A 22824-nucleotide genomic window follows, 5' to 3' on the forward strand; every position below is an offset into this window, starting at 1 on the left:
GGATTTATTCAGGTTGTTCCAGTTTCTTGATGTAATCATAAATGGCCAGCTGCGATCGCACTTTACGACGATTGCCGCGCTGGACGTAATGGTTACTCAACTCTTTATCGACGATGCGGGCTTTCACCGTATCACTCAACTGAATAGCAATAATGTCGAGTATGCGCTGCCGGATGTGGGGATCGAGAATCGCCACTGCCACTTCGATACGGTAATCAATGTTACGTGTCATCCAGTCAGCGGAGGAGAGGAACACCTTCTTATCGCCGCCATTCTCAAAAATATAGACGCGATCGTGTTCCAGATAACGGTCAACAATACTGATGACACGAATATTTTCACTGATCCCGGGCAAGTCAGGGATTAATGAGCACATTCCGCGCACCAGAAGATTAACCTTCACCCCTACGCTGGAGGCTGTATAAAGCCGATCAACCAGACCTTTGTCCACCAGATTGTTGATTTTCAGAGTAATGCCGCAGGGCTTATTCTGCTGCGCATTAGCAATTTCGGTGTCGATTAGCTCATACAGCATCCGGCGCGAGTTCTGCGGCGAGACCATCAGATGATCGAACGTCACGGGCCGGTAGGGATTCTCAATAAAGTTGAACACCCGACGTACTTCATTGGTGATGCGCGCATCCGCGGTCAGCAACGAGTAGTCCGTATAGAGACGCGCGGTTTTCTCGTTAAAGTTGCCGGTACCGATATGCGCGTAGCGCACAATCTCTTCGCCTTCGCGGCGTGAAATCAGGAACAGCTTGGCGTGGATCTTCAGGCCTGGTGCGGAGAAAATGACATGCACGCCCGCTTCAGTCAGGCGTTTCGCCCAGTAAATATTGGCTTCTTCATCAAAGCGCGCCTGCAGCTCCACCACCACCGTGACTTTTTTACCGTTATAGGCGGCATGGATCATCGCATCCATGATGCGGGAATGCTTAGCAACGCGGTAGATGTTGATTTTTATCGCAAGCACGCTGGGGTCGAACGACGCCTGACGCAGCAGCTCCAGCACATGCTCAAAGGTGTGGTACGGGTAGTAGAGCAGCACGTCGCGATTGCGAATCGCATCAAAGCCGTTGCGAAAGCCATCAAAGCCGATGTGGCGAATCTGCGGCAGCGGGCGGTTCACCAGGTTATTTTTGCCGACGTTAGGGAAGCCGATAAAGTCTTTGAAGTTGTGGTAGCGGCCGCCTGGCAGGATGGAGTCCAGGTTTGAGATGGAAAGCTTGTGGCACAGCAGCGACACCATCGTGTCTGGCATATCGCGCTGGTAGACGAAACGCACCGGTTCCGCCGTCAGTCGCTGCTTCAGGCTGGAGGACATCAGCTCCAGCAGGCTCGACTCCATCTCCGTGACCAGGTCGTACTCGGCGTCACGCGTCATTTTCATTGAATAGGCGTTGAGCGCGTCGTAGTCGTAGAAACCTTTAAAAATGTCATCCAGGCAGTAGCGCAGAATGTTATCCAGCAGGATCATTGGCTTACGGCGGCGCGGTGGCTCAGCCGGTAAATTGATGAAACGCGGGACTTTGTCGGACGGAATTTCCAGCAGCGCATACTGAATATTGTCACCGCGAATGATCTCTACCGCCAGATAGGTGTAGTCATCTTTAAGGAATTCGGTCAGATCCGTTTCATGGGTGATCAGAATCGGCGAGATATGCTGACGCAGTTCGTGCTTGAAGTAGTGGCGCAGCCACGCCTGCTGATTGGATGAGAGCTGACGTTCGTTGATCAGGAAGATCTGGTTACGTGCCATCTCCAGCAGCAGATCGTTATATAACGCATCAAACTCCTGATCGGACTTCATTACCCGCTGCTGAATTTTCTTAAACAGATGGCGTGGCGTACTGGCGGAACCCTGCTCTTCACCAATCAGAATGCGGCGTTTGAGGTCTGCGAAACGCACTTTATAGAATTCGTCGAGATTATTGGAGTAGATACCCAGAAAGCGCATCCGCTCAATCAGTGGATTGCTTTTGTCTGCTGCTTCCTGCAAAACCCGTTCATTAAAGGATAACCAGCTTAATTCTTTTTCAATATAAAGCTTTACCTGACCCATTCTCACTCCATTTAGCGGTTGCAGGACTGAAGATCCAGTATCCACCAACATTATGGCGAGAGTATGGCAGCGTTGTCCAACGCCAGGAGTTGTCTTATCAATCGGCTACGGGCAACATAGCGGCTTATTTTGGCCTGCTAGCGGAACCGCATGAGCGCAAACCACATTCCTGTCCAATTCAGCGATCGTAAGCGTCGTGCCGTTGACCGTCTGACACGGCGACTGGTCACCTGCTGTGGCGTGGCGATCCTGCTATTGATGCTGCTGCTCTTCTGCTGGCTGATTGGCGTGGTATTACCGCTGTTTAATGCGCCGGGCCTGCAGATTGCGGCCAGCCAGCAACTCTGGGATCGTGCGCCAGCCTTAGCGATTGGCAATCAGGGGAAGGTCGGCTGGCGCATCAGCGAGCGCGGTGCGGCGCGTTTTATTCCGCTGGATGGTCAGCCTGCGGAACCGGCACTGGCCCTGACCCCGCCGCCCGGGGAGATAGTGCGGAGTGCCGATGAGCAGACGTTACTGCTGAATATGCAGGGTGCGCTGACTCTGATTCAGCCAACCGCCGACCAGCAGTGGCGTTTTCCGCTGGGAGACAAACCGTTTCATCTGCCCGATGGCGCAGTGACGAAGATGGCGCTGGCGACGCGCCATGCGGGTCAGTGGCGTATAGCCGCACTCACTGAGGCCGGACTCCGGGTGCTGACGCTCGGCACCGATCGCCAGGCCTCGGTTATCCCGCTGCCGCAACGCCAGCTGGATCTGCTGGCGCTCTCGCCGTCCGGCGATCTGCTCTACACCACCGAAGGCAATCTGCTGCGGGTCTGGCAACTTGACGATGACCGTGCACTATTGCGCGAAACGCACGCCCTGCCGCAGCGGCCAAAAAGTCTGCATCTGCTGGTGGGCGGCACAAGCCTGCTGATCCAGGATGGCAGCGGCGTCACGCAGTGGTTTGCTATCGCCAGCGAACAGGGGCCGCGCCTGCAGCGCATTCGTACTTTTGCCAACAGCGACGGTGAGACCATTCTGGTGACGGAATCACAACGCCGCGTGTTTGCGACGCTCAGTAAACAGGGGATGCTGCGGCTGTTTGCCAGCAAGCAGGATGGCCCGATACTGCAGCGTCAGCTGGAACCTGGCATTGTGCAGGCGCAGTTTTCGCCACGTGGCGACAGCCTGCTGATTGAACGGGCGGGAAGCTGGCAGACCCTGCGGCTTGATAATCCGTGGCCGGACGTCACCTGGCGCAATTTCTGGCAAAAAATCTGGTATGAAAATTACCCCGGACCGGACTGGATCTGGCAATCGACCGCGGCGGGTGACAGTTATCAGGCCAAGTTCAGCCTGATGCCGATGGTGATGGGTACGCTGAAAGCGGCGAGTTTAGCGCTGCTGTTTGCCACACCGCTGGCGCTGGCGGCGGCGATGTACACCGCCTGGTTTATGGCGCCAGGCCTGCGACGCTGGGTCAAACCGGCCATTGAGATGATGGGTGCGCTGCCAAGCGTAGTGGTGGGGCTGATTGCCGGGATCTGGCTCGCGCCGCATATTGGTCAGGCGCTGGTGGGTGTGCTGCTGCTGCCGCTGACGCTGGCGGGCACGCTGCTGCTGTGCGGCGTGTTCAGCGCGCGTTTACCGCCGCGCTGGCGTCAGCCGGGTCATGAAGTGCTGATTCTGCTGCCGCTGTTGCTGCTGGTCACGCTGCTGTCGCTGTGGCTGCCCACGCTGTTGATACCGGATGCGGGCGACTGGCTGCCGCATTACGAACAGCGCAATCTGCTGGTGGCCGCGCTGGCGATGGGCTTTGCGCTGGTACCGCTGATCTTTACCCTCTCTGAGGATGCGCTGTTCAGCGTGCCGGCTGCACTGGGGCAGGGCTCGCTGGCACTGGGCGCGACGCCGTGGCAAACCCTGACCCGCGTCGTGCTGCCGGGTGCTTCCGCCGGTATTTTTGCCGCTCTGATGATTGGTCTGGGGCGTGCCGTAGGAGAAACCATGATTTTGCTGATGGCGACCGGCAACACGCCGCAAAGTGAAGGTGGCCTGTTCAGCGGCCTGCGCGCGCTGTCCGCCAATATCGCCATTGAGATGCCGGAAGCGGCGGCGGGGAGTGCTCATTATCGCGTGCTGTTTCTTAGCGCCCTGATGCTGCTGCTGTTTACGCTGGTGATCAACACGGTTGCCGAGCTGATCCGTCAGCGGCTGCGCCAGCGCTACAGCCAGCACGAGGAGCAGGCATGAAAGCGATGCAACAGAACGATCGCTGGCGCTGGCTAACCGCCGGTGCCGTAGCCGTCTGCCTGCTGGCCTTTACGCTGCTGATTGGGTTACTGGCCTGGCAGGGCGTGCGCGCTTTCTGGCCGCAGCGCGTCGATCTCTACACTTTTAGCCAGCCTGAAGGGGCCGAGACGCGCCTGCTGGGTGAAACCCTGGAACATCAGCGGCGCTTTCCGGCCCCGGCAGATGAGCAGGGCAACAGCGGCGGACAGGTTAATCGTTATCTGATTAAAACCGGTAACCGTGACTGGGACGCACCCGATTTCCGGGTGGTTTACAGTCGCACGGCAGCGCAGGTCAGCCAGCCTGCGGACATCATGGTGCTGCAGCGCCGCAGCCACGGTCAGGCATACGGCTGGTTTGTCGGCCTGCGTGAGGATAATGAAGAGCTGACTGCGCAGGATCCCGATGCACTGCTGCATCAGCGGCTCGGACAGGTGCAGATGCTGGTGCGGCAGGCTAATCAGATTCGCCGGGTCGATATGGCGCGCCTCAACAGCCAGCGTGAGCAGCTTGATGAGCAGGCGGCCACAAACCGTGCTGCCGGGCGCTTTGATCTGCAGGCCGAGTCAGAATATCAGGCCAATCAGGCCGCTTTGCAGCGCCGTTTTAATCAGCTGAGCGAGACACTGGCTTCGCTGCAACAGCAGAGTCAGCGCGATCTGTTAATCCTGCGGGATGTGCATGGCACCGAACATGCGATCCCGCTGACCGAAATCGTTGACAGCTGGAAGCCGAACGCGATGACGCTGACCGGCAAAACGCTGCATTTTCTGCATCAGCTGTGGCGTTTCGTCAGTGATTCACCCGCTGAAGGCGAGAGTGAATCCGGGGCGTTCCCGGCGATCTTTGGCACCGTGCTGATGGTGCTGCTGATGTCGGTGGTCGTGATGCCGCTGGGTGTCATCGCCGCCATCTGGCTGCATGAATATGCCGGACGCAATGCGCTGACCAGACTGGTGCGCATCGCGGTGGTCAATCTGGCAGGCGTTCCTTCAATCGTCTATGGCGTATTTGGTCTGGGCTTCTTTGTCTGGCTGGTGGGCGGCACGATAGACCAGCTCTTCTTCGCCAGCGCGCTGCCCAATCCCACCTTCGGGACACCTGGTTTGCTGTGGGCGTCGCTGACTCTGGCGTTACTAACGCTGCCGGTGGTGATTGTGGCGACCGAAGAGGGACTATCCCGCATTCCCAACAGCCTGCGGCAGGGGTCGCTGGCGCTGGGCGCGACTCAGGCGGAAACCCTGTGGAACGTGGTGCTGCCGATGGCGGTGCCTGCCATGCTGACCGGCCTGATTCTGGCGGTGGCGCGTGCCGCTGGTGAAACCGCGCCGCTGATGCTGGTTGGCGTGGTAAAAATGGTGCCGGAACTGCCCGTCGACGCGGTGTTTCCTTATCTGCATCTGGATCGCAAATTTATGCATCTGGGCTTCCAGATTTACGATCTGGCGTTTCAGAGTCCGAATATTGAAGCTGACCGGCCGCTGGTGTTCGCCACCGCGCTGCTGCTGGTGCTGATTATTCTGTCGCTTAATCTGCTGGCGATGGGCCTGCGTCACCGTCTGCGTGAACGCTATCGCCTTATGACTCAATAACAGGCTATGACTATGACGTCCGACACGGATATCGCGCTGACCGTTAACCAGCTGTCGCTGTGGTATGGCGAGCGCCAGGCGCTGCAGGCTATTTCGCTGCAGGTGCCAAAAAACAAGATTATCGCGCTGATTGGTCCCTCCGGCTGTGGCAAATCGACGCTGCTGCGTTGCTTTAATCGCATGAATGATGTGATTGATCATTGCCGGGTCGAGGGTGAGGTGTTGCTGGGATCGCAGCCGATCCTGCGACCTGAGCAGGATCTCTCGGCGCTGCGTCGTCGGGTCGGCATGGTGTTTCAGCGCCCCAATCCTTTTCCAAAATCGATCTATGAAAATGTGGTCTACGGGCTGCGTTTACAGGGTGTACGCGATCGGCGGGTGCTGAACGAAGCCTGTGAACGTGCGCTGCGCGCGGCGGCGCTGTGGAGTGAGGTTAAAGATCAGCTGTCACAGAATGCGCTGACGCTCTCGACCGGACAGCAGCAGCGGCTGGTGATTGCCCGCGCCATTGCGATTGAACCGGAAGTTCTGCTGCTGGATGAGCCGACCTCCGCGCTGGATCCCATCTCCACGCTGGTGATTGAAGAGCTGATGACCACGCTCAAGCAGCATTTCACACTGGTGCTGGTGACGCACAACATGCAGCAGGCTTCTCGCGTGTCAGATTACACCGCGTTTATGCATCAGGGCGCGTTAGTTGAGTTTGATGAGACTGACCGTATCTTTACCGCGCCAAAACAGCGACGGACCGAAGATTATATTACGGGGCGTTACGGTTAAGTCAGTAACGGGAGCAGAGCAGGTTGTTATGTCAGACGGCTCAAAGGCTCCCTGAGCCTTTACCCTGACCGCCAGCACTTCAGGGGAAGCCCCGGCTTCCCCTGTCGGGTCAGTCGTTAGCATAACCCTGCGGCGGCAGCGGTTCGCCATCCAGCCAGGCCTTGCCGTCACGCATCGCCAGACGACCCTCAACAAACCAGCCGATTACCATCGGATAGATGGCATGCTCCTGATGCTGCACCCGCTCCGTAATCTCCGCTTCGCTGTCGCCGGGAAAAACCGGGACTTTGGCCTGCAGGATCACCGGACCTCCATCCAGCTCGTCAGTGACGAAATGTACGGAGGTGCCATGTTCGCTATCGCCATTTTCCAGCGCCTGACGATGCGTATGCAGACCCGGATATTTCGGCAACAGGGAAGGGTGGATATTCAGCAGGCGATCGTGAAAATGGGCCACGAACGCGCTGCTGAGAATGCGCATATATCCTGCCAGCACAATCAGGTCTGGAGTGTAGGCTTCGATTTCAGCGATGAGCTGGCGATCGAAGGCTTCGCGGTCAGTGAAGTCGCTGGCGGCAAGCGAGTGGGCGGGAATCCCCGCCTCCTGCGCCCGCGTAAGGCCATAAGCGGCGGCGCGGTTGCTGAACACGGCAGCCACGCTGCCGTGAATCCGCCCGCTTGCACAGGCGTCAAGGATGGACTGAAGGTTACTTCCGTTGCCGGAAATCAGTACAACCAGCTTTTTCATCCGTTGATGACCACACGCTCTTCGGCATCAGACGCTTTAATTACGCCGAGCTTCCAGGCTTTCTCGCCCGCAGCCTGCATCAGCGCAATCGCGTTGTCCGCGTCTGCCGGACTCAGGGCGATGATCATGCCGACGCCGCAGTTAAAGGTGCGGTACATCTCGAAACGGCTGACGTTGCCTGCCTGCTGTAACCAGCTGAAGACGGCCGGCCACTGCCAGCTCTTCTCGTCGATCACCGCCTGAGTGTTGTCGGGCAGCACGCGCGGAATATTCTCCCAGAATCCGCCGCCGGTCAGGTGTGCGATAGCGTGAACATCGACCTGCTCAATCAGGCTCAGGATATTTTTCACGTAGATGCGGGTCGGTTCCAGCAGATGATCGGCCAGCGGTTTGCCTTCCAGCTGTTCAGCCAGCGGATCGGTGTTGCTGACTTCCAGAATCTTACGCACCAGCGAATAGCCGTTGGAGTGCGGGCCACTGGAGCCCAAGGCGATAAGTACGTCGCCATCCTGCACCTTGCTGCCATCAATGATCTCTGACTTTTCCACCACGCCAACACAGAAACCGGCCACATCGTAATCTTCACCGTGATACATGCCTGGCATCTCAGCGGTTTCACCGCCCACCAGCGCACAACCCGACTGCAGACAACCTTCGGCGATGCCGGTGATCACCGCAGAGGCGGTATCCACATCCAGTTTGCCGGTAGCGTAGTAGTCGAGGAAGAAGAGGGGCTCGGCGCCCTGTACCACCAGGTCGTTGACGCACATCGCCACCAGGTCAACACCAATGGCATCGTGACGTTTGAGATCCATCGCCAGACGCAGCTTGGTGCCAACGCCATCGGTGCCGGAGACCAGCACCGGTTCACGGTATTTTTGCGGCAGCGCGCAAAGCGCACCAAAACCGCCCAGTCCACCCATCACTTCCGGGCGACGCGTCTTTTTCACTACGCCTTTAATACGGTCAACCAGAGCGTTACCAGCATCAATATCAACACCGGCGTCTTTGTAACTGAGAGAGGTTTTGTCGGTCACTGCGAGGTCCCCACGCGAGTTGCGGTTGGTGGTTTAAAATAAAGCGCGGCAATTCTATCAGTGCAGGCAAACGTTTGCGAGTCCGGGATTGCGCATCGGGCGATTTTCATTAATCCTCTATTTGTCCCGGTAAAACCCGCGGCTTTGCGCAAGAGCAGGTGGCGCGGAGCGTAAAAGGCGGTATAATCCCGCGATTTTTTTTTAGCTCAACTCATTCCGGGAGAACACCAATGAAGATCGTGGAAGTCAGACACCCGCTGGTCAAACATAAACTGGGCTTGATGCGTGAGCATGATATCAGTACAAAGCGTTTTCGCGAGCTGGCGTCTGAAGTGGGCAGCCTGCTGACCTACGAAGCGACCGCCGATCTGGAAACAGAGCGCGTAACCATTGAGGGCTGGAATGGCCCGGTAGAGATCGATCAGATCAAAGGCAAAAAAATCACGGTGGTGCCGATTCTGCGTGCCGGTCTTGGCATGATGGAAGGGGTGCTGGAGCACGTTCCCAGCGCCCGTATCAGCGTGGTGGGTGTTTACCGTGATGAAGAGACACTGGAGCCGGTTCCCTATTTCCAGAAGCTGGTCTCTAACATCGAAGAGCGCCTGGCGCTGGTCGTCGATCCTATGCTGGCGACTGGCGGTTCCATGATTGCCACCATCGACCTGCTGAAGAAAGCGGGCTGCACCAGCATTAAAGTGCTGGTACTGGTTGCCGCACCAGAAGGGATTGCCGCGCTGGAGAAAGCGCATCCTGACGTTGAGCTTTACACCGCGTCAGTGGATCAGGGACTGAATGAGAAGGGTTACATCATTCCCGGGCTCGGCGATGCCGGGGACAAGATTTTCGGAACCAAATAAATCGCACAGCCGACCAGAGAGTCGGCTTTTTTTTGGCAAAAAAAAGATCCCCGAACGGGTTCGGTGTGGCTGCGAGGCTCACCGGCGTGCCTGCTGCTGTGCCAGAGGCGCGCGCCCTGGGGGATAAATAACACAAGGGGATAAATGATGACTCGTCGCGCCATTGGCGTCAGTGAACGACCGCCGTTACTGCAAACCATTCCACTCAGCCTGCAACACCTGTTCGCCATGTTTGGTGCCACGGTACTGGTACCGATTCTGTTCCACATCAACCCGGCGACGGTGCTGTTATTTAACGGCGTAGGCACGCTGATCTACCTCTTTATCTGTAAAGGCAAAATTCCCGCTTACCTCGGTTCCAGTTTTGCCTTTATCTCGCCGGTACTGCTATTGCTGCCGCTGGGTTATGAGGTCGCGCTGGGCGGATTTATCCTGTGCGGCGTGCTGTTCTGTCTGGTGGCGCTGATTGTCAAACGCGCGGGCACCGGCTGGCTCGATGTGATGTTTCCCCCGGCGGCGATGGGCGCGATTGTCGCCGTCATCGGTCTGGAACTGGCAGGGGTAGCCGCCAATATGGCGGGTTTGCTGCCCGCGGAAGGCAGTGCGCCCGACAGTACAACCGTGCTGATTTCGCTGGTCACGCTGGCAGTGACGGTATTCGGTTCCGTGCTGTTTCGTGGCTTCCTGGCGATCATCCCGATTCTGGTCGGGGTGGTGGCGGGTTATCTGCTCTCTGCATTTATGGGCATCGTTGACTGGAGCGGCGTGGTCAAAGCCCCCTGGTTTGCGCTGCCAACCTTCTATACCCCGCGCTTTGAGTGGGTGGCGATGCTGACGATCCTGCCTGCGGCGCTGGTGGTGATTGCCGAGCATATCGGTCATCTGGTGGTCACCGCCAACATCGTAAAGAAAGATCTGATTCGCGACCCTGGCCTGCATCGTTCGATGTTCGCCAACGGCTTATCAACGGTCATCTCCGGCTTCTTTGGTTCAACGCCTAACACCACCTACGGCGAAAACATCGGTGTGATGGCAATTACCCGCGTCTACAGTACCTGGGTGATTGGCGGCGCGGCGATTCTGGCGATCCTGCTCTCCTGTGTCGGCAAACTGGCGGCGGTGATCCAGGCGATCCCGGTACCGGTAATGGGCGGCGTGTCGCTGCTGCTGTATGGCGTGATCGGCGCATCCGGTATCCGGGTGTTGATCGAGTCCAAAGTCGATTACAACAAAGCGCAAAATCTGATCCTGACCTCGGTGATCCTGATCATCGGCGTCAGCGGTGCGAAGGTACATATCGGTGCTGCGGAGCTGAAAGGCATGGCGCTGGCGACAATCGTAGGGGTTGGATTAGCGCTGATCTTCCGTGTGATCTCGCTGTTGCGTCCGGAAGAAGTGGTGCTGGAGGCTGAAGAATCGCGCGAGCCGTGATCGCAGCAAGCCTGACAGGATCGGGGCAGGGACGCCCCATTCATCTCTTTCTGAAAACTGTGTTAGACTTCCCCCGATTTTTTGCTTGTTCTCTTGCTGAGGTGCTTCTGAACACGCCGGCACAATTGTCATTGCCACTCTATTTACCTGACGATGAAACCTTCTCCAGCTTCTGGCCGGGGGAAAACCCGTCGCTGATTGCCGCGCTGAAAGGCGCTCTCAACCAACAACATGGCAGCTATCTCTACTTCTGGTCACGCGAAGGCGGAGGGCGGAGCCATTTGCTGCACGCCGCGTGCGCCGAGATGTCAGCGCGCAGCGAAGCGGTCGGTTACGTTCCGCTGGATAAACGCACCTGGTTTGTACCGGAAGTACTGGAAGGGATGGAGCAGCTGTCACTGGTCTGCATCGATAACATCGAGTGCATTGCAGGCGAGCCTGAATGGGAAATGGCGATCTTCGATCTCTATAACCGTATTCTGGAAACCGGCAATACGCGCCTGTTTATTACCGGCGATCGTCCGCCACGCCAGCTTAATCTGCAACTGCCCGATCTCGCCTCGCGGCTGGACTGGGGGCAGATCTATCGCCTGCAGCCTCTCTCCGACGAAGACAAATTACAGGCGCTGCAACTGCGCGCCGGGTTACGCGGATTTGAGCTGCCGGAAGATGTGGGGCGCTTCCTGCTGAAGCGACTGGATCGTGAGATGCGCACCCTGTTTGATACGCTGGATCGGCTTGATCGCGCCTCGATCAGCGCCCAGCGTAAACTCACCATTCCGTTTGTGAAAGAGACACTCGGCCTTTAAAACAGGTCGAGCACCGCTTCGGGCGGACGTCCGATCCGCGCCTTGTCGGCATTGAGCACTATCGGCCTTTCAATCAGCACCGGATGTTCCACCAGCGCATCCAGCAGTGCACTTTCGCTTTTGTCGCTGAGTGCCAGTTCGCTATAGATCGCCTCTTTAGTCCGCATCAACTGCTGTGCGCTCTGCATTCCCAGTTTCTGTAACAGGATTTGCAGCGTCTCGCGATCGGGCGGCGTTTGCAGATAGAGCACCACGTCCGGCTCTATCCCGCGGGCGTTCAGCAGTGCCAGCGTCTCGCGGCTCTTGCTGCAGCGCGGGTTGTGGTAAATCGTCACCATCTCAGACTCTCCTTTATTCGCAGCGTGAATGCTCAACCTTTCTGATATTGCTTAAAGCGCTGTTGTAACTGGCGCAGCTGATCGATACGGGCATCGTAGCGCGCCTGTTTCAGGCTGCCGAGCGGCACCTGTGCGCTGGCGCTGCCAAGCGCGGTGATCGCCTGATCGAGCTGGCCATTCAGCGCCAGACTCTCTGCCCGCGCCGATAACTCTTCATCATTCAGTCCCTGCTGTGCAGACGCCTGGGCCAGCAAATCCCAGCCGTTGGGATCATCTTTATTAGCCCAGGTGTAGCGATTCAGAATGCGGCTGGCATTGGCATACTGTTTCGCTTCAACGTAGGCGTTGGCCAGGTTGAGCTGCACCACCGGGCTGTTTTTTGCACTGGTGGCGGCGCTGAGCAGGGCGATCGCCTGTTGTGGCTGATTCAGGCCGATATCGATATCTGACATAAGATCCAGGAACCAGACGTTATTAGGCTGTTTCGCCAGCAGCGGCGTCATAATCCGCTTCGCATCGGCAAAGCTTTTCGCCTGCAAAAACTGTATGGCTTTGCCATATTGTGACGCCAGCTGCTCACGAGAATTGCCGCTGGCATACTGGCTCAGCAGTTCGTCGGTGAGCTGATTACGCCCGGTGGAGTACATGCCCAGTGAACGCACTTTTGCCAGATAGAAATCTTCTGTAGATTGCACCACCACCGGCCGCATCTGGTTAGCGCGGTTGCGGGCATCCGCCAGACGGCTGTCGGGCAGGGGATGCGTCAGCAGAATTTCAGGAGGCTTCGAGGAGAAACGGCTCTGATCGGCCAGCTTCTGTAAAAAGTTCGGCATCGCCTGAGGATCAAACCCGGCGCGCTGCAGTACCTGAATTCCGATGCGGTCGGCTTCCTGCTCATTACCCTGGGTAAAACTGATAATTCCCTGCTGAGTTCCCGCCAGGGTGCCGGTCAGTGCTGCCATGCCTGCCTGCGGATTGGCCATCGCCAGCAGAATAGAGCCCAGCGCACCGACCCATGTCAGTGGCGCATTGCGCTTCTGATCTTCCATTGCGCGCGCCAGATGGCGCTGGGTAACGTGTGAGATCTCATGCGCCATTACTGACGCCAGCTGGCTTTCATTTTCGGTATAGCGGAACAGCGCTGAGTGCAGCACCACGTTGCCACCAAAAAAGGCAAAGGCGTTGAGCTCATCGTTCTGAATCAGAAAGAAGTGGAACGGGGTTTTCACTGAGTCGGCATGCGACACCAGTCGCTGACCCAGCTGATTAATATACTGATTAAGCAGCGGATCGTTGATCAGCGGCGCACTGGCACGCAGCTGGCGCACATAAAAGTCGCCCATCTGCAGTTCCTGATTAATCGACAGCGTCGAACCGGCCGTAGTGCCAATATCGGGAAGTGAATCACTGACATCGGCATAAGCAGGTGACAGAGTAGTGAAAATGAGCGTCGGAAGGAGCGCGGCGATCAGCGTTTTCTTTAACCGGTTCAACATGCCTTAATCCTGTAGAGAGGCCCTGAAAATGGACAGGTGCGCAGCGGGAATGTTCCATTTTTCGCAGATAACGACGGTTCGTGACTATCTTAACCAGAGCATCAAAAGAATGAAATGTCGTTTTCTGGCAAACGACCAACGTAATTTGTGCAAGATCGCCCATTTTGACGAAAAAAACTGAACATCCTGCCAACTTAAACCGCGGTTAAACGAATAAAACCCGGCGGAGTATCGCCGGGTTTGTGAGCGGTTAAGTAACGCCTTATTCATTTATTCCCAATGCGCTTCGGCAGAATAAAGCAGAATCTGCTGCCGCGCAGATTTAGCCTGTGATCGGATTTTTTTAAAGTTATGTAAATTCACTCAAAAAAACTGACTATGGCATGAGTTTTTCCAGGTCTACTCTGAAAAAATAGCCCTCTCTGAGCCGTCAATCTCCTCTTCGCCATTGATAAATTAAATCGTAGCTTCCGCCGTTATCCTGCTTATTCCAGCTACAACTGGCTGTTATTTATTGCTGTTAATGTCACAGAAATGGAAAAAAGCACAAAAATTCAGGTCCATTCTGATTAAGACCTTTTTTTCCTCATAATGAAACTTTTCGATTAATACGGAAGGTGAATAATTTCAGCAGTTATCAGCCGCGCGCTGACCTGAATTTACGCAGGCGAGAATTATGCCTGCGCTGTGATATAGATAGCCGACCTGATTCAGTCCTGAATCTGCCAGACATTATTTGCCGGAGAGAAGTGTTATGCGTTCAGTTGTTTCATACGCGTTAATCGCCATTATTGGCGGAGTCGTTGGCGCGGCTGTCACACAGAGTGGCGAGATTTATGACAAAGTGACACGCCATTTTGCAACCGAGCCACAGGAAGCCCCGGGATTCTGGAGCACACCAGCGATTGAAGGTTACGGCAAAATTCATTATGAGCCCGACGCCGCGTTTAAACCGGTGGCGGGCCTGAGCAATAAAATTGTTTTCCAGATTACCCGAAGCGATGGCGCGATGACCGCGCCCAATCTGGGACTGGAGCGTGTGGCGCGCGTGGTGAATTTATATATCGCCTCCGGCATTCCGGCCGATCAGCTGAAGTTTGTCGTTTCGGTCACCGGCGACGCGACCCCTGCCATGCTGGATAATGCCCATTTTAAAAAGTTTTATGGCATCGAAAATCCAAACCTGAAGCTGATTAATGAGCTGAATCAGGCGGGAGTGAAAGTCTCGGTCTGCGATCAGTCCGTGGCATTCCATCACTATCCCAATAACTGGATTGATAAATCTGTAGTCCATGCGCTTTCCAGTCCGACCACCGTATCAACCCTGCAAAACCAGGGATACGCGTGGCTGGCAATGTAATTGATGTTTTAAACGATCGGGAGAAGAGTTAATGCGTCCAGCAGCTTTAGTGGTGATGGCAGCCGTAGCGGGATTTATCGGAGGCAATGTTTTACAGTTGCCGGAATTATTCGATAAGGTCAGCGGAAAAATGGCGGATAATAAATCCGAACCTGCTGATTTCTGGAGTACGCCAGCGATTGAAGGCTACGGCAAAATACATTATGTCGATACGCCTGCATTTAAACCCGGCACGACAGCGGGCCTGAGTAATAAAATAGTATTTCAGATCAACCGCAGTGAAGGGGATATTCGTAAGCCGAATCTCGGTCTGGAGCGCGTAGCGCGCGTCACCAACCTCTATTATGCGGCAGGTGTGCCACTCGACCAGCTGAAATTTGTGGTATCAATTAACGGCGACGCGGTTTCATCAGCGCTGAATAATGACCAGTTCAGCAAAGCCTACGGCGTCGATAACCCGAACCTGAAGCTGATCAGCGAACTGAAAAAAGCGGGCGTTCAGGTCACTATCTGCGATCAGTCAGTGGCGTTTCATCAGCTTGAGCGCAACTGGATCGACCCGATGGTCACTCACACCATCTCCAGCGGCACCACCGTTGCGACCCTGGAAAACAGCGGTTACGCCTTCCTGATGCTTTAATTCCCTCACAGCGGCGTCACTGCCGCTGTCACCTGCCCGTCAAATTCCTGTGATGCCCCTGTCATAGAACGCCGCTAGTGTTGTCGCAATGAGATCGATCTCATCGACAATACACGAGGCAGTCATGACCGATTTAATCAGCGTAGCCAGACTGGCAGGGGTCTCCCGCGCAACCGCCGCACGCGCCTTTTCTGACCCTCATCTGCTAAAACCGGGCACGCTGCAAAAGGTGCTTGCCGCCTCGGAACAGATCGGTTTCCGTCCAAATCATATTGCCCGTCAGCTCCGCACCCAGCACTCCACCACGCTTGGCGTCCTGTTGCCTTCACTGCTCAATCCGGTTTTTGCCATGCAGTTACAGGCGATGGAGCAGCAGGCTCGTCTGGCGGGATATGGGCTGCTGGTAGCAACCAGTGACTATCAGGCTGAGCGGGAAGCGGCCATTGTCGAACATATGCTGCACCAGCGTGTCGCCGGTCTGGTACTGACGGTGGCAGATGCCGACAGCAGTGCGCTGCTGCCGACACTGGCGGCGGCGAAGATGCCCTTCGTGCTGACCCACAACGTACCGCAACAGCACGAATGGCCCGCGCTGTGCGTAGATAACCGCAAAGCCATTGCCGAAGCGACCGCCCATCTGGTGTCACTGGGCCACCGCCACATCGTGATGGCTGCGGGTCCTATGCAGCAATCTGACCGCGCCCGTCTGCGCTACCTTGGCTACTGCGATGCCATGCAGCAGGCCGGTCTGACGCCGCAGGCGATGATTGAGATGCCCAGCCATATCCAGTCCGATTTCCATCTGTTGCTGCCGCTGATTAATGCACCTTTGCCGCTGACGGCGGTGATTTGCAGTAACGATCTGCTGGCTATCAGCCTGCTGGGCGCCGCTGCGCGTGCCGGCGTCAGCGTTCCGAATCAGCTCTCCGTGGTCGGCTTCGATGGCATTGAGCTGGGCGAACAGCTTTCACCTTCACTGGCCAGCGTGGTGCAGCCGATTGCGCTAATGGGCGCGCGCGCTATTGACCTGCTTCTGAATCCCGTCGGCGGTAAAACCCATCTGCTGGCTCATCATTTACGTTTCGGGGAGAGTGTCGCCCCGGCATTTCATGGCTCTTTTTCAGGGGAACATCATGTCACTCACCGTTAATTTCAAACCTATCGCCAGCGCTGCGCTGCTGGCCGGATGCACGCTTGCCTCATCGTGGGCGCAGGCGGCTGAAAATGCTATCTGCTACAACTGCCCGCCAGAGTGGGCCGACTGGGCGACACAGCTCCAGGCGATCGAAAAAACGACGGGTATTCATGTGCCGCAGGATAATAAAAATTCGGGTCAGGCGCTGGCGCAGCTGGTTGCCGAGAAAAGCAATCCGGTCGCCGACGTGGTCTATTACGGCGTCAGCTTCGGCATTCAGGCAGTCAGCGCAGACGTGGTCAGCGCTTACAAACCGGCAAACTGGGATCAGATCCCGGCAGGCATGAAAGATCCTGCTGGCAAGTGGGTGGCGCTGCACTCCGGTACCATGGGCTTTATGGTCAATGTTGATGCGCTGGGTGGCGCGCCGGTGCCGCGTTCCTGGGATGATCTGCTGAAGCCGGAATATAAAGGCATGGTGGGTTATCTTGATCCGGCCAGCGCCTTTGTGGGCTACGTTGCAGCCGTCGCGGTGAATCAGGCGAAAGGCGGCAGTCTTCATGACTTCACCCCGGCCATCAACTGGTTCAAAGCGCTGCAACGCAACCAGCCGATTGTGCCTAAGCAGACCGCCTATGCCCGGCTGATTTCAGGCGAAATCCCGATTCTGATCGACTACGACTTCAACGCCTATCGCGCCCGCTACAAAGATCACGCCAATGTGGAATTTGTGATCCCCAGCGAGGGGACGGTCACGGTGCCTTACGTCATCAGCCTGGTGAAAAATGCGCCGCATCCGGCCAACGGTAAGAAAGTGATCGATTTCGTGCTGTCAGATGCCGGTCAGGCGATCTGGGCTAATGCCTGGCTGCGTCCGGTCCGGGCGGGCGCGATGTCACCCGAAGCGAAGAAATATTTTCTGCCTGACAGCGACTATGCGCGCGCTCACACGGTGGATTATCAGCAGATGGCCGATGCGCAGAAGAGCTTCTCCGCCCGTTACCTGAGCGAGATCCGCTGATGTCACTCTCAGAGATCAATCCGTTTGCTGCTGGCGACTCAGTTCGCCACCGCCTTCGGCCGCTGGGGGCAAACTGGCCGTGGATGCTGCTGCCTGCGCTGCTGTTTTTTGCTGCCTTCTGGCTGTTGCCGTTTGCTCGTCTGTTGCAGATCGGTATGACGGAGGATCGCACGACTCACCACAGTGGCTACTGGACGGTAATCAGCCAGCCGCAATATCTGCAAAGCCTGCTGAATACCGTGCTGCTCTCGGCAGCGGTCACGCTGGTGACGCTGCTGATTGCTGCGGTGGTGGGCTGCTTTCTGGCACGGCAGCGCTTTACCGGGCGAGGCACGCTGCTGGCGCTGCTGACCTTTCCGCTGGCCTTTCCGGGCGTGGTGGTGGGATTTCTGATGGTCATGCTGGCGGGGCGTCAGGGTGTTCTGGCGCAACTCAGTCTCAGCCTGTTTCATGAGCGCTGGGTCCTTGCCTATTCGCTCAGCGGCTTATTTATTGGCTATCTCTATTTTTCGCTGCCGCGCGCCATCGTGACGCTGGTGGCGGCCAGTGAAAAGCTGGACCGTTCGCTGGAAGAGGCCGCCCGATCGCTGGGTGCCAGCCAGTGGCGCATCATCATTGACGTCATCATTCCTGGGCTGAAACCGGCGCTGCTCTCCTGCGGCGCGCTCTGCTTCGCCACCAGCATGGGTGCCTTTGGCACCGCATTTACCCTTGGCACAGAGCTCGCGGTGCTGCCGCTGACCATTTATGGTGAGTTCACTAATTACGCCAACTTTGCCACCGCAGCGGCGCTTTCGGTGGTGATGGGGGCGGTGGCCTGGCTGGCGCTGATGCTGGCGAACGGACTGGCTGCCCGCCGTAAGGAGAAGGCATGAAACGCCGGGGGCTGTTCTGGCTGCAGGTGGTGATCACCAGCCTCACCGCGCTGTTTATGATTGTGCCGGTTGTGCTCTCGATGCTGGCGGGCGTCATGCAGAACTATTTCACTGGCCTGCGCAGCGGCCTGACGCTGAAGTGGGTGGAACAGGTGTGGCAGATGTATGCCGACACCTTCTGGCTGTCGCTGCTGATCGCTCTGAGTTGTCTGGCGGTGACGGTTATCGCTGGCGTGCCGGCCGCCTGGGGCTTACTGAAATCACCGTCACGCTGGGCCAGCCGCATTGAGGAGTGCCTGATGCTGCCAGTCGCATTGCCGGGCCTGGCCACCGCACTGGGCATCATTCTGCTTTATGGTCAGTTCAGCGCGTTGCGCGACAGCTGGCTCTTCATCCTTATCGGCCATGTGCTCTTTACCTTGCCCTTTATGATCCGACCGGTGCTGTCGGTGATGCAGGCGATTGATCTGCCGCGCCTTGAAGAAGCTGCCGCCAGCCTGGGGGCAGGCTTCTGGCGCCGCTTCTTTACCGTGGTCGTCCCGAACTGCCGCAACGGCATTCTGGCGGGCGCATTTATGGTGATCACCCTGTCGGTGGGGGAGTTCAACATTACCTGGATGCTGCACACGCCACTGACCAAAACCCTGCCGGTCGGTCTGGCCGACAGCTACACCTCGATGCGACTGGAAGTCGGGTCCGCCTATACCCTGATCTTTATTATGATGATTTTACCGCTGCTGCTGTTGCTCAACGCCTGTAATCACTGGCTGGAACGGCAATCTTCGCGGCAGCAGAGAGAGGAAACCGTATGAATGAGGCCGTCAACGTGACGCTGCGCCACTGCTCGCGTCGCTTTAATCAGCAGGTCGCGCTGCATCCGCTCGACCTGCAGGTTCACGCCGGTGAAACACTGGTATTGCTGGGGCCGTCAGGCTGTGGCAAAACCACGCTGCTGCGTATTATCAGCGGTCTGGATAGCAGCGATCCCCCGGGAGAGATCTGGTTTGACAAGCGTAACGTCACCGCGCTGCCGATTGAGAAACGCAATGTTGGCATGGTGTTTCAGAACTACGCGCTGTTCCCGACGCTCAACGTGGCGCAGAACGTCGCCTATGGTCTGAAGGTGCAGGGCGTGCCACGTGCCGAGCGTGATGCGCGGGTCGCGGAGATGCTGGCACTGGTTGACCTGACACATCTGTCCCACCGGGCGATTGATAAATTGTCCGGCGGGCAGAAGCAGCGGGTGGCGCTGGCACGTGCGCTGGCCGCCCGGCCTAAAGTTCTGTTGTTCGATGAGCCGCTGGCGGCGCTTGACGCCAGGCTGCGCGATCGACTGCGGCTGGAGATCGGCGCGCTGCTCAAGCGGCTGGCGATCACCGCGGTTTACGTCACCCACGATCAGCAGGAGGCGATGGCGCTGGGCGATCGCATCGCGGTGATGGAGCAGGGCCGTCTGGTGCAGCTCGATACTCCGCAGGGAATTTATCAGCGCCCGGCCTCCCGCTTTGTAGCGGATTTTGTGGGCGCCATAAACTGCATTGCGCACGATCCCGACGGTCATCCCCTGCGTTTTTGCCGCCCGGAAGATGTGCTGCTGGCCGACGACACCCGCTATGCCCAGCGCGGTGTGGTGGTAGGCAGTACGTTTCTTGGCGCCTCGCAGCGCTTACTGATCGATATCGGGCTGGATAACCCCATTCAGGTCGAGCGTCATGCCCGCGAAATCTGGCAGGCGGGACAGCGCATCAGCTGGTCGCTGACCCGCCAGGCCGCGCTGGAATTTAGTTGCTAAGGAGTCTTGTGTCTGTTCAACCCACGGTCATCGCGCAAATCAGCGATCTGCATATCAAGGCTTTTGGTCGTCTCTCTTATAAACAGGTCGATACCCATGCCGCTTTACTGCAGGTTATCGATACCCTTAACGCGCTGCAGCCGCGCCCCGATGTGGTGGTGATTACCGGCGACCTGGTCGATTTTGGCAGGCCGGAAGAGTATCAGACGCTGCGCGAAGCCCTGCAGCGCCTCCAGTTGCCCTTTTATCTGATGGCGGGCAATCACGACGATCGCGAGGCACTGCGTGCTGCCTTCCCGGATCACACCTACCTGCAAGCGGGGCCGACCCTGAACTGGCAGCTTAGCGTGGGCGGCGTCAGGCTGCTGGCCCTGGACTCCAGCGTACCGCAACAGCCGTGGGGGGAGGTAGATGAGCAGCAGTTGCAATGGCTGGATCAGGCACTGCGCGAGGCCGCGGATCAGCCCACGCTGGTGATGCTGCATCATCCCCCTTTTGCCTGTGGCATTGCGCATATGGATCGGCAACGGTTACGCCATCCTGAGGCACTTGAGGCGATCATTGCCCGCCATCCGCAGGTTGAGCGGGTGCTTTGTGGTCATCTGCATCGCAGCCTGCAGACCCGCTTTGCCGGAACCCTGGCCTGTGTTGCACCCGGCGTGTCGCATCAGGTGGCTCTGGATCTGCACCCGGAGGGGCCGGCTCACTTTATTCTGGAGCCGCCCGGCTTTTTGCTCCATTGCTGGCAGCCAGTGCAGGGAATGGTCACGCATCAGTGCGCGATTGGCCACTTTTCGGGACCCTGGCCATTTTACGATAGTCAGGGGTTAATCGATTAGTGCCAGCTAAATCTGTATTAAGCGGGGTGATATTTGTCTTAATGCTGCTCAAAAATGCCGACACAGTGTAGACTTAAGCCCGGCTATCAGGGCTTCTGGCACACATTAAAAAAATAATCAGGCATTCACGACATGACACTCTTCTCCGGGGCGGCGACGCCATGTTAAAGCTCTTTCGGCCCAAGGCCGACTTGCGCAATCTGATCGCCCTGCTGGTGATTGTCAGCATTGTTATCACGCTCGCGAATACGCTCTACGCCACCTGGCGGGTGCAGCGCCAGGTGCTGATTGACACCACGCTTGAGGCTAACCGGGCCTATGCCGCCAAGCTGGCCTCAACCAGTGAAATCTTTTTTCAGCTGGCGCAGTCACAGTTGCACTACAGCGCCAATCAGCTAAGCCGTGACTTTAATAATGAAGGACTGCTGAATAGCGAAGTCAATCGTCTGCGTGAGCAGACTACCAGTTTCAACTCGGTTGCTGTGGTGGATGAGCAGGGCGCCATCAAAGCGATCTCGCCCGAATCCCTGACGCTGAAAGGGATGCGTGTCACCAGCGACGCCTCCCGCGAAGCGCTGACGTTGCGGCAGCCGATCATCAGTAAACCGACCCTTTCTGCAGCCAATAATCTGCTGGTGTTTGTCTCCTGGCCAATCTGGAGTCCCGATGGCGACTATCTGGGCTACATCGGCGGCACGATCTATCTGAAGAAAAAAAGCATTCTGAATGCGCTACTGGGTGAACAATTCTACCGTGATGGCACCACGGTCTATGTGCTCGACAGTAATAATGAGGTGTTGTATCACCAGAATCGTCAGCTGATTGGTAAAGTTCTGCCCGCCATCGTCAGTCCGCGTGACGAGCAGACCAATGGCTCGCTGATGCTTGCGGGTGCAGGTGAGTCCACGCAGCTGGCGGGCTATGCCGTCGTCCCGACTACCGGCTGGACGGTGGTGGCGCTGAAGCCGATTAACGTCACGCTGAACCCGCTTTCAGGCCTGTTAATGAAAGTCCTGAAAAACTCGGTGCCGTTCGCGCTGCTGACCCTGCTGGTTGCGTTAGGGCTGGCACGGCTGATTGCCCGACCACTGTTCCAGCTGGCCCGCAAAGCCAGCCGGATGGATGCGCAGGGCGTATCAAAAGAGATTGGCGGCATCAGTGCCTGGTATTTTGAGGCGGCGCAGGTCAAGCGCGCGCTACTCACCGGCATCGGACTGGTGCAGGACAAAATCGGTCGTCTGAGTTCGGAAGCCCAGACCGACCCCCTGACTCAGTTGCTGAATCGCCGTGGTCTTAATGCGGTACTGGAGTACTACCGCACGCTACGCCAGCCTTTCTCGGTGCTGGCGCTGGATATCGATCACTTTAAAAACGTCAACGATAGCTGGGGCCACGATGTGGGTGACCGGGTGATTCAGCAGGTCGCTAGCACGCTGCGTGCCAGCGCCCGTCAGTCTGATGTGGTGTGCCGCAACGGCGGAGAGGAGTTTCTGATGCTGCTGCCGGGAACGGCGCTGGATGAGGCGCAGATTATCGCCGAGCGCGTGCGACTGGGTATTGCAGAAGCCTGGCTCACCGACGTGGGACGCATTACCTTGTCTATCGGCGTCGCGGCCTGGAATGGTTCGCAGGATGTCGGGCTGGAAGGCAGTTTAAAACAGGCGGATGCGGCACTCTATGAGGCGAAAAATGCCGGGCGCAACTGCGTTATCGTGGCCGCCGCGTAATCGCG

General features: G+C 57.2%; 20 protein-coding genes. 15 read left to right on the forward strand and 5 right to left on the reverse strand.

From position 1 onward, the window contains the following. Positions 1–4: 4 nt before the first annotated feature. On the reverse strand, positions 5–2065 hold the full coding sequence (gene ppk1, locus ACX8ZY_RS05740) for a polyphosphate kinase 1 (protein WP_010260075.1): 2061 nt from the start codon (positions 2063–2065) through the stop codon (positions 5–7). A 150-nt stretch (positions 2066–2215) separates the two neighbouring features. On the opposite strand from ppk1, the gene ACX8ZY_RS05745 reads away from it, so the two are divergent. The 3 genes from ACX8ZY_RS05745 to pstB are packed head-to-tail and all read left to right on the forward strand — an operon-like array spanning position 2216 to position 6714. Further along, positions 2216–4303, forward strand: coding sequence for an ABC transporter permease subunit (locus ACX8ZY_RS05745; protein WP_256849947.1), 2088 nt, complete (start codon positions 2216–2218; stop codon positions 4301–4303). Beyond that, positions 4300–5934 (forward strand): phosphate ABC transporter permease PstA, encoded by a 1635-nt coding sequence (gene pstA / locus ACX8ZY_RS05750; RefSeq protein ID WP_010260070.1) that lies wholly within the window; start codon positions 4300–4302, stop codon positions 5932–5934. Before ACX8ZY_RS05745 ends, pstA begins: the two co-directional genes overlap by 4 nt. Positions 5935–5946: 12 nt before the next feature. Then, a complete protein-coding gene (gene pstB, locus ACX8ZY_RS05755) occupies positions 5947–6714 on the forward strand; it encodes a phosphate ABC transporter ATP-binding protein PstB (protein ID WP_421665270.1) in 768 nt (255 codons plus the stop codon). A 109-nt stretch (positions 6715–6823) separates the two neighbouring features. On the opposite strand, the gene purN is transcribed toward pstB, so the two are convergent. Together purN and purM are read right to left on the reverse strand one after the other, a co-directional pair. Beyond that, a complete protein-coding gene (purN, locus tag ACX8ZY_RS05760; RefSeq protein ID WP_010260066.1) occupies positions 6824–7462 on the reverse strand; it encodes a phosphoribosylglycinamide formyltransferase in 639 nt (212 codons plus the stop codon). Further along, complete coding sequence (gene purM / locus ACX8ZY_RS05765) at positions 7459–8499, reverse strand: phosphoribosylformylglycinamidine cyclo-ligase (RefSeq protein WP_010671337.1); 1041 nt, start codon at positions 8497–8499, stop codon at positions 7459–7461. The genes purN and purM overlap by 4 nt, the downstream gene beginning before the upstream one ends. Before the next feature lie 230 nt (positions 8500–8729). Between purM and upp the strand changes: the two genes are divergently transcribed. The 3 genes from upp to hda all read left to right on the forward strand — a co-directional run bounded on the left by upp (position 8730) and on the right by hda (position 11596). Continuing rightward, the gene (gene upp, locus ACX8ZY_RS05770) at positions 8730–9356 is read left to right on the forward strand and encodes a uracil phosphoribosyltransferase (RefSeq protein WP_009088774.1); all 627 of its coding nucleotides are present in this window, start codon (positions 8730–8732) and stop codon (positions 9354–9356) included. A 147-nt stretch (positions 9357–9503) separates the two neighbouring features. After that, on the forward strand, positions 9504–10787 hold the full coding sequence (gene uraA / locus ACX8ZY_RS05775) for a uracil permease (RefSeq protein WP_010671338.1): 1284 nt from the start codon (positions 9504–9506) through the stop codon (positions 10785–10787). 107 nt (positions 10788–10894) lie between these two features. Next, a complete protein-coding gene (gene hda, locus ACX8ZY_RS05780) occupies positions 10895–11596 on the forward strand; it encodes a DnaA inactivator Hda (protein WP_195719715.1) in 702 nt (233 codons plus the stop codon). Here the strand turns inward: hda and arsC are convergent. Continuing rightward, positions 11593–11934, reverse strand: coding sequence for an arsenate reductase (glutaredoxin) (gene arsC, locus ACX8ZY_RS05785; RefSeq protein WP_459260728.1), 342 nt, complete (start codon positions 11932–11934; stop codon positions 11593–11595). The genes hda and arsC overlap by 4 nt on opposite strands. A 32-nt stretch (positions 11935–11966) precedes the next feature. Then, positions 11967–13430, reverse strand: a complete 1464-nt coding sequence (gene bepA / locus ACX8ZY_RS05790) for a beta-barrel assembly-enhancing protease (protein WP_010260049.1) — start codon at positions 13428–13430, stop codon at positions 11967–11969. Between the two features lie 754 nt (positions 13431–14184). Here bepA and ACX8ZY_RS05795 point away from each other — a divergent pair. The 9 genes from ACX8ZY_RS05795 to ACX8ZY_RS05835 all read left to right on the forward strand — a co-directional run bounded on the left by ACX8ZY_RS05795 (position 14185) and on the right by ACX8ZY_RS05835 (position 22819). Next, positions 14185–14790: a DsrE family protein gene (locus ACX8ZY_RS05795; protein ID WP_010671340.1), complete on the forward strand. Its 606-nt coding sequence runs from the start codon at positions 14185–14187 to the stop codon at positions 14788–14790. A gap of 31 nt (positions 14791–14821) precedes the next feature. Beyond that, positions 14822–15430, forward strand: coding sequence for a DsrE family protein (locus tag ACX8ZY_RS05800; RefSeq protein ID WP_010671341.1), 609 nt, complete (start codon positions 14822–14824; stop codon positions 15428–15430). 124 nt (positions 15431–15554) lie between these two features. Beyond that, positions 15555–16580, forward strand: a complete 1026-nt coding sequence (locus ACX8ZY_RS05805) for a LacI family DNA-binding transcriptional regulator (RefSeq protein WP_277972574.1) — start codon at positions 15555–15557, stop codon at positions 16578–16580. Beyond that, on the forward strand, positions 16564–17586 hold the full coding sequence (locus tag ACX8ZY_RS05810) for an ABC transporter substrate-binding protein (RefSeq protein ID WP_033769710.1): 1023 nt from the start codon (positions 16564–16566) through the stop codon (positions 17584–17586). Before ACX8ZY_RS05805 ends, ACX8ZY_RS05810 begins: the two co-directional genes overlap by 17 nt. Beyond that, positions 17586–18461, forward strand: a complete 876-nt coding sequence (locus tag ACX8ZY_RS05815; protein WP_050482729.1) for an ABC transporter permease — start codon at positions 17586–17588, stop codon at positions 18459–18461. Before ACX8ZY_RS05810 ends, ACX8ZY_RS05815 begins: the two co-directional genes overlap by 1 nt. Next, on the forward strand, positions 18458–19273 hold the full coding sequence (locus tag ACX8ZY_RS05820; protein ID WP_061901207.1) for an ABC transporter permease: 816 nt from the start codon (positions 18458–18460) through the stop codon (positions 19271–19273). The genes ACX8ZY_RS05815 and ACX8ZY_RS05820 overlap by 4 nt, the downstream gene beginning before the upstream one ends. Further along, positions 19270–20253 (forward strand): ABC transporter ATP-binding protein, encoded by a 984-nt coding sequence (locus tag ACX8ZY_RS05825; protein ID WP_010260026.1) that lies wholly within the window; start codon positions 19270–19272, stop codon positions 20251–20253. The genes ACX8ZY_RS05820 and ACX8ZY_RS05825 overlap by 4 nt, the downstream gene beginning before the upstream one ends. Before the next feature lie 8 nt (positions 20254–20261). Continuing rightward, positions 20262–21092, forward strand: a complete 831-nt coding sequence (locus ACX8ZY_RS05830) for a phosphodiesterase (RefSeq protein ID WP_172608136.1) — start codon at positions 20262–20264, stop codon at positions 21090–21092. Between the two features lie 161 nt (positions 21093–21253). Next, on the forward strand, positions 21254–22819 hold the full coding sequence (locus ACX8ZY_RS05835; RefSeq protein ID WP_010260020.1) for a sensor domain-containing diguanylate cyclase: 1566 nt from the start codon (positions 21254–21256) through the stop codon (positions 22817–22819). Positions 22820–22824: the final 5 nt, after the last annotated feature.

The sequence above is a fragment of the Pantoea sp. XAF26B01_ASV70 genome, assembly GCF_054512635.1.

What these genes read in the sequence shown, in the direction of transcription:
- ppk1 (WP_010260075.1), bottom strand. Translation starts at nt 2,065, where the DNA reads ATGGGTCAGGTAAAGCTTTATATTGAAAAAGAATTAAGCTGGTTATCC.
- ACX8ZY_RS05745 (WP_256849947.1), top strand. Translation starts at nt 2,216, where the DNA reads ATGAGCGCAAACCACATTCCTGTCCAATTCAGCGATCGTAAGCGTCGT.
- pstA (WP_010260070.1), top strand. Translation starts at nt 4,300, where the DNA reads ATGAAAGCGATGCAACAGAACGATCGCTGGCGCTGGCTAACCGCCGGT.
- pstB (WP_421665270.1), top strand. Translation starts at nt 5,947, where the DNA reads ATGACGTCCGACACGGATATCGCGCTGACCGTTAACCAGCTGTCGCTG.
- purN (WP_010260066.1), bottom strand. Translation starts at nt 7,462, where the DNA reads ATGAAAAAGCTGGTTGTACTGATTTCCGGCAACGGAAGTAACCTTCAG.
- upp (WP_009088774.1), top strand. Translation starts at nt 8,730, where the DNA reads ATGAAGATCGTGGAAGTCAGACACCCGCTGGTCAAACATAAACTGGGC.
- uraA (WP_010671338.1), top strand. Translation starts at nt 9,504, where the DNA reads ATGACTCGTCGCGCCATTGGCGTCAGTGAACGACCGCCGTTACTGCAA.
- arsC (WP_459260728.1), bottom strand. Translation starts at nt 11,934, where the DNA reads ATGGTGACGATTTACCACAACCCGCGCTGCAGCAAGAGCCGCGAGACG.
- bepA (WP_010260049.1), bottom strand. Translation starts at nt 13,430, where the DNA reads ATGTTGAACCGGTTAAAGAAAACGCTGATCGCCGCGCTCCTTCCGACG.
- ACX8ZY_RS05795 (WP_010671340.1), top strand. Translation starts at nt 14,185, where the DNA reads ATGCGTTCAGTTGTTTCATACGCGTTAATCGCCATTATTGGCGGAGTC.
- ACX8ZY_RS05800 (WP_010671341.1), top strand. Translation starts at nt 14,822, where the DNA reads ATGCGTCCAGCAGCTTTAGTGGTGATGGCAGCCGTAGCGGGATTTATC.
- ACX8ZY_RS05805 (WP_277972574.1), top strand. Translation starts at nt 15,555, where the DNA reads ATGACCGATTTAATCAGCGTAGCCAGACTGGCAGGGGTCTCCCGCGCA.
- ACX8ZY_RS05810 (WP_033769710.1), top strand. Translation starts at nt 16,564, where the DNA reads ATGTCACTCACCGTTAATTTCAAACCTATCGCCAGCGCTGCGCTGCTG.
- ACX8ZY_RS05815 (WP_050482729.1), top strand. Translation starts at nt 17,586, where the DNA reads ATGTCACTCTCAGAGATCAATCCGTTTGCTGCTGGCGACTCAGTTCGC.
- ACX8ZY_RS05820 (WP_061901207.1), top strand. Translation starts at nt 18,458, where the DNA reads ATGAAACGCCGGGGGCTGTTCTGGCTGCAGGTGGTGATCACCAGCCTC.
- ACX8ZY_RS05825 (WP_010260026.1), top strand. Translation starts at nt 19,270, where the DNA reads ATGAATGAGGCCGTCAACGTGACGCTGCGCCACTGCTCGCGTCGCTTT.
- ACX8ZY_RS05835 (WP_010260020.1), top strand. Translation starts at nt 21,254, where the DNA reads ATGTTAAAGCTCTTTCGGCCCAAGGCCGACTTGCGCAATCTGATCGCC.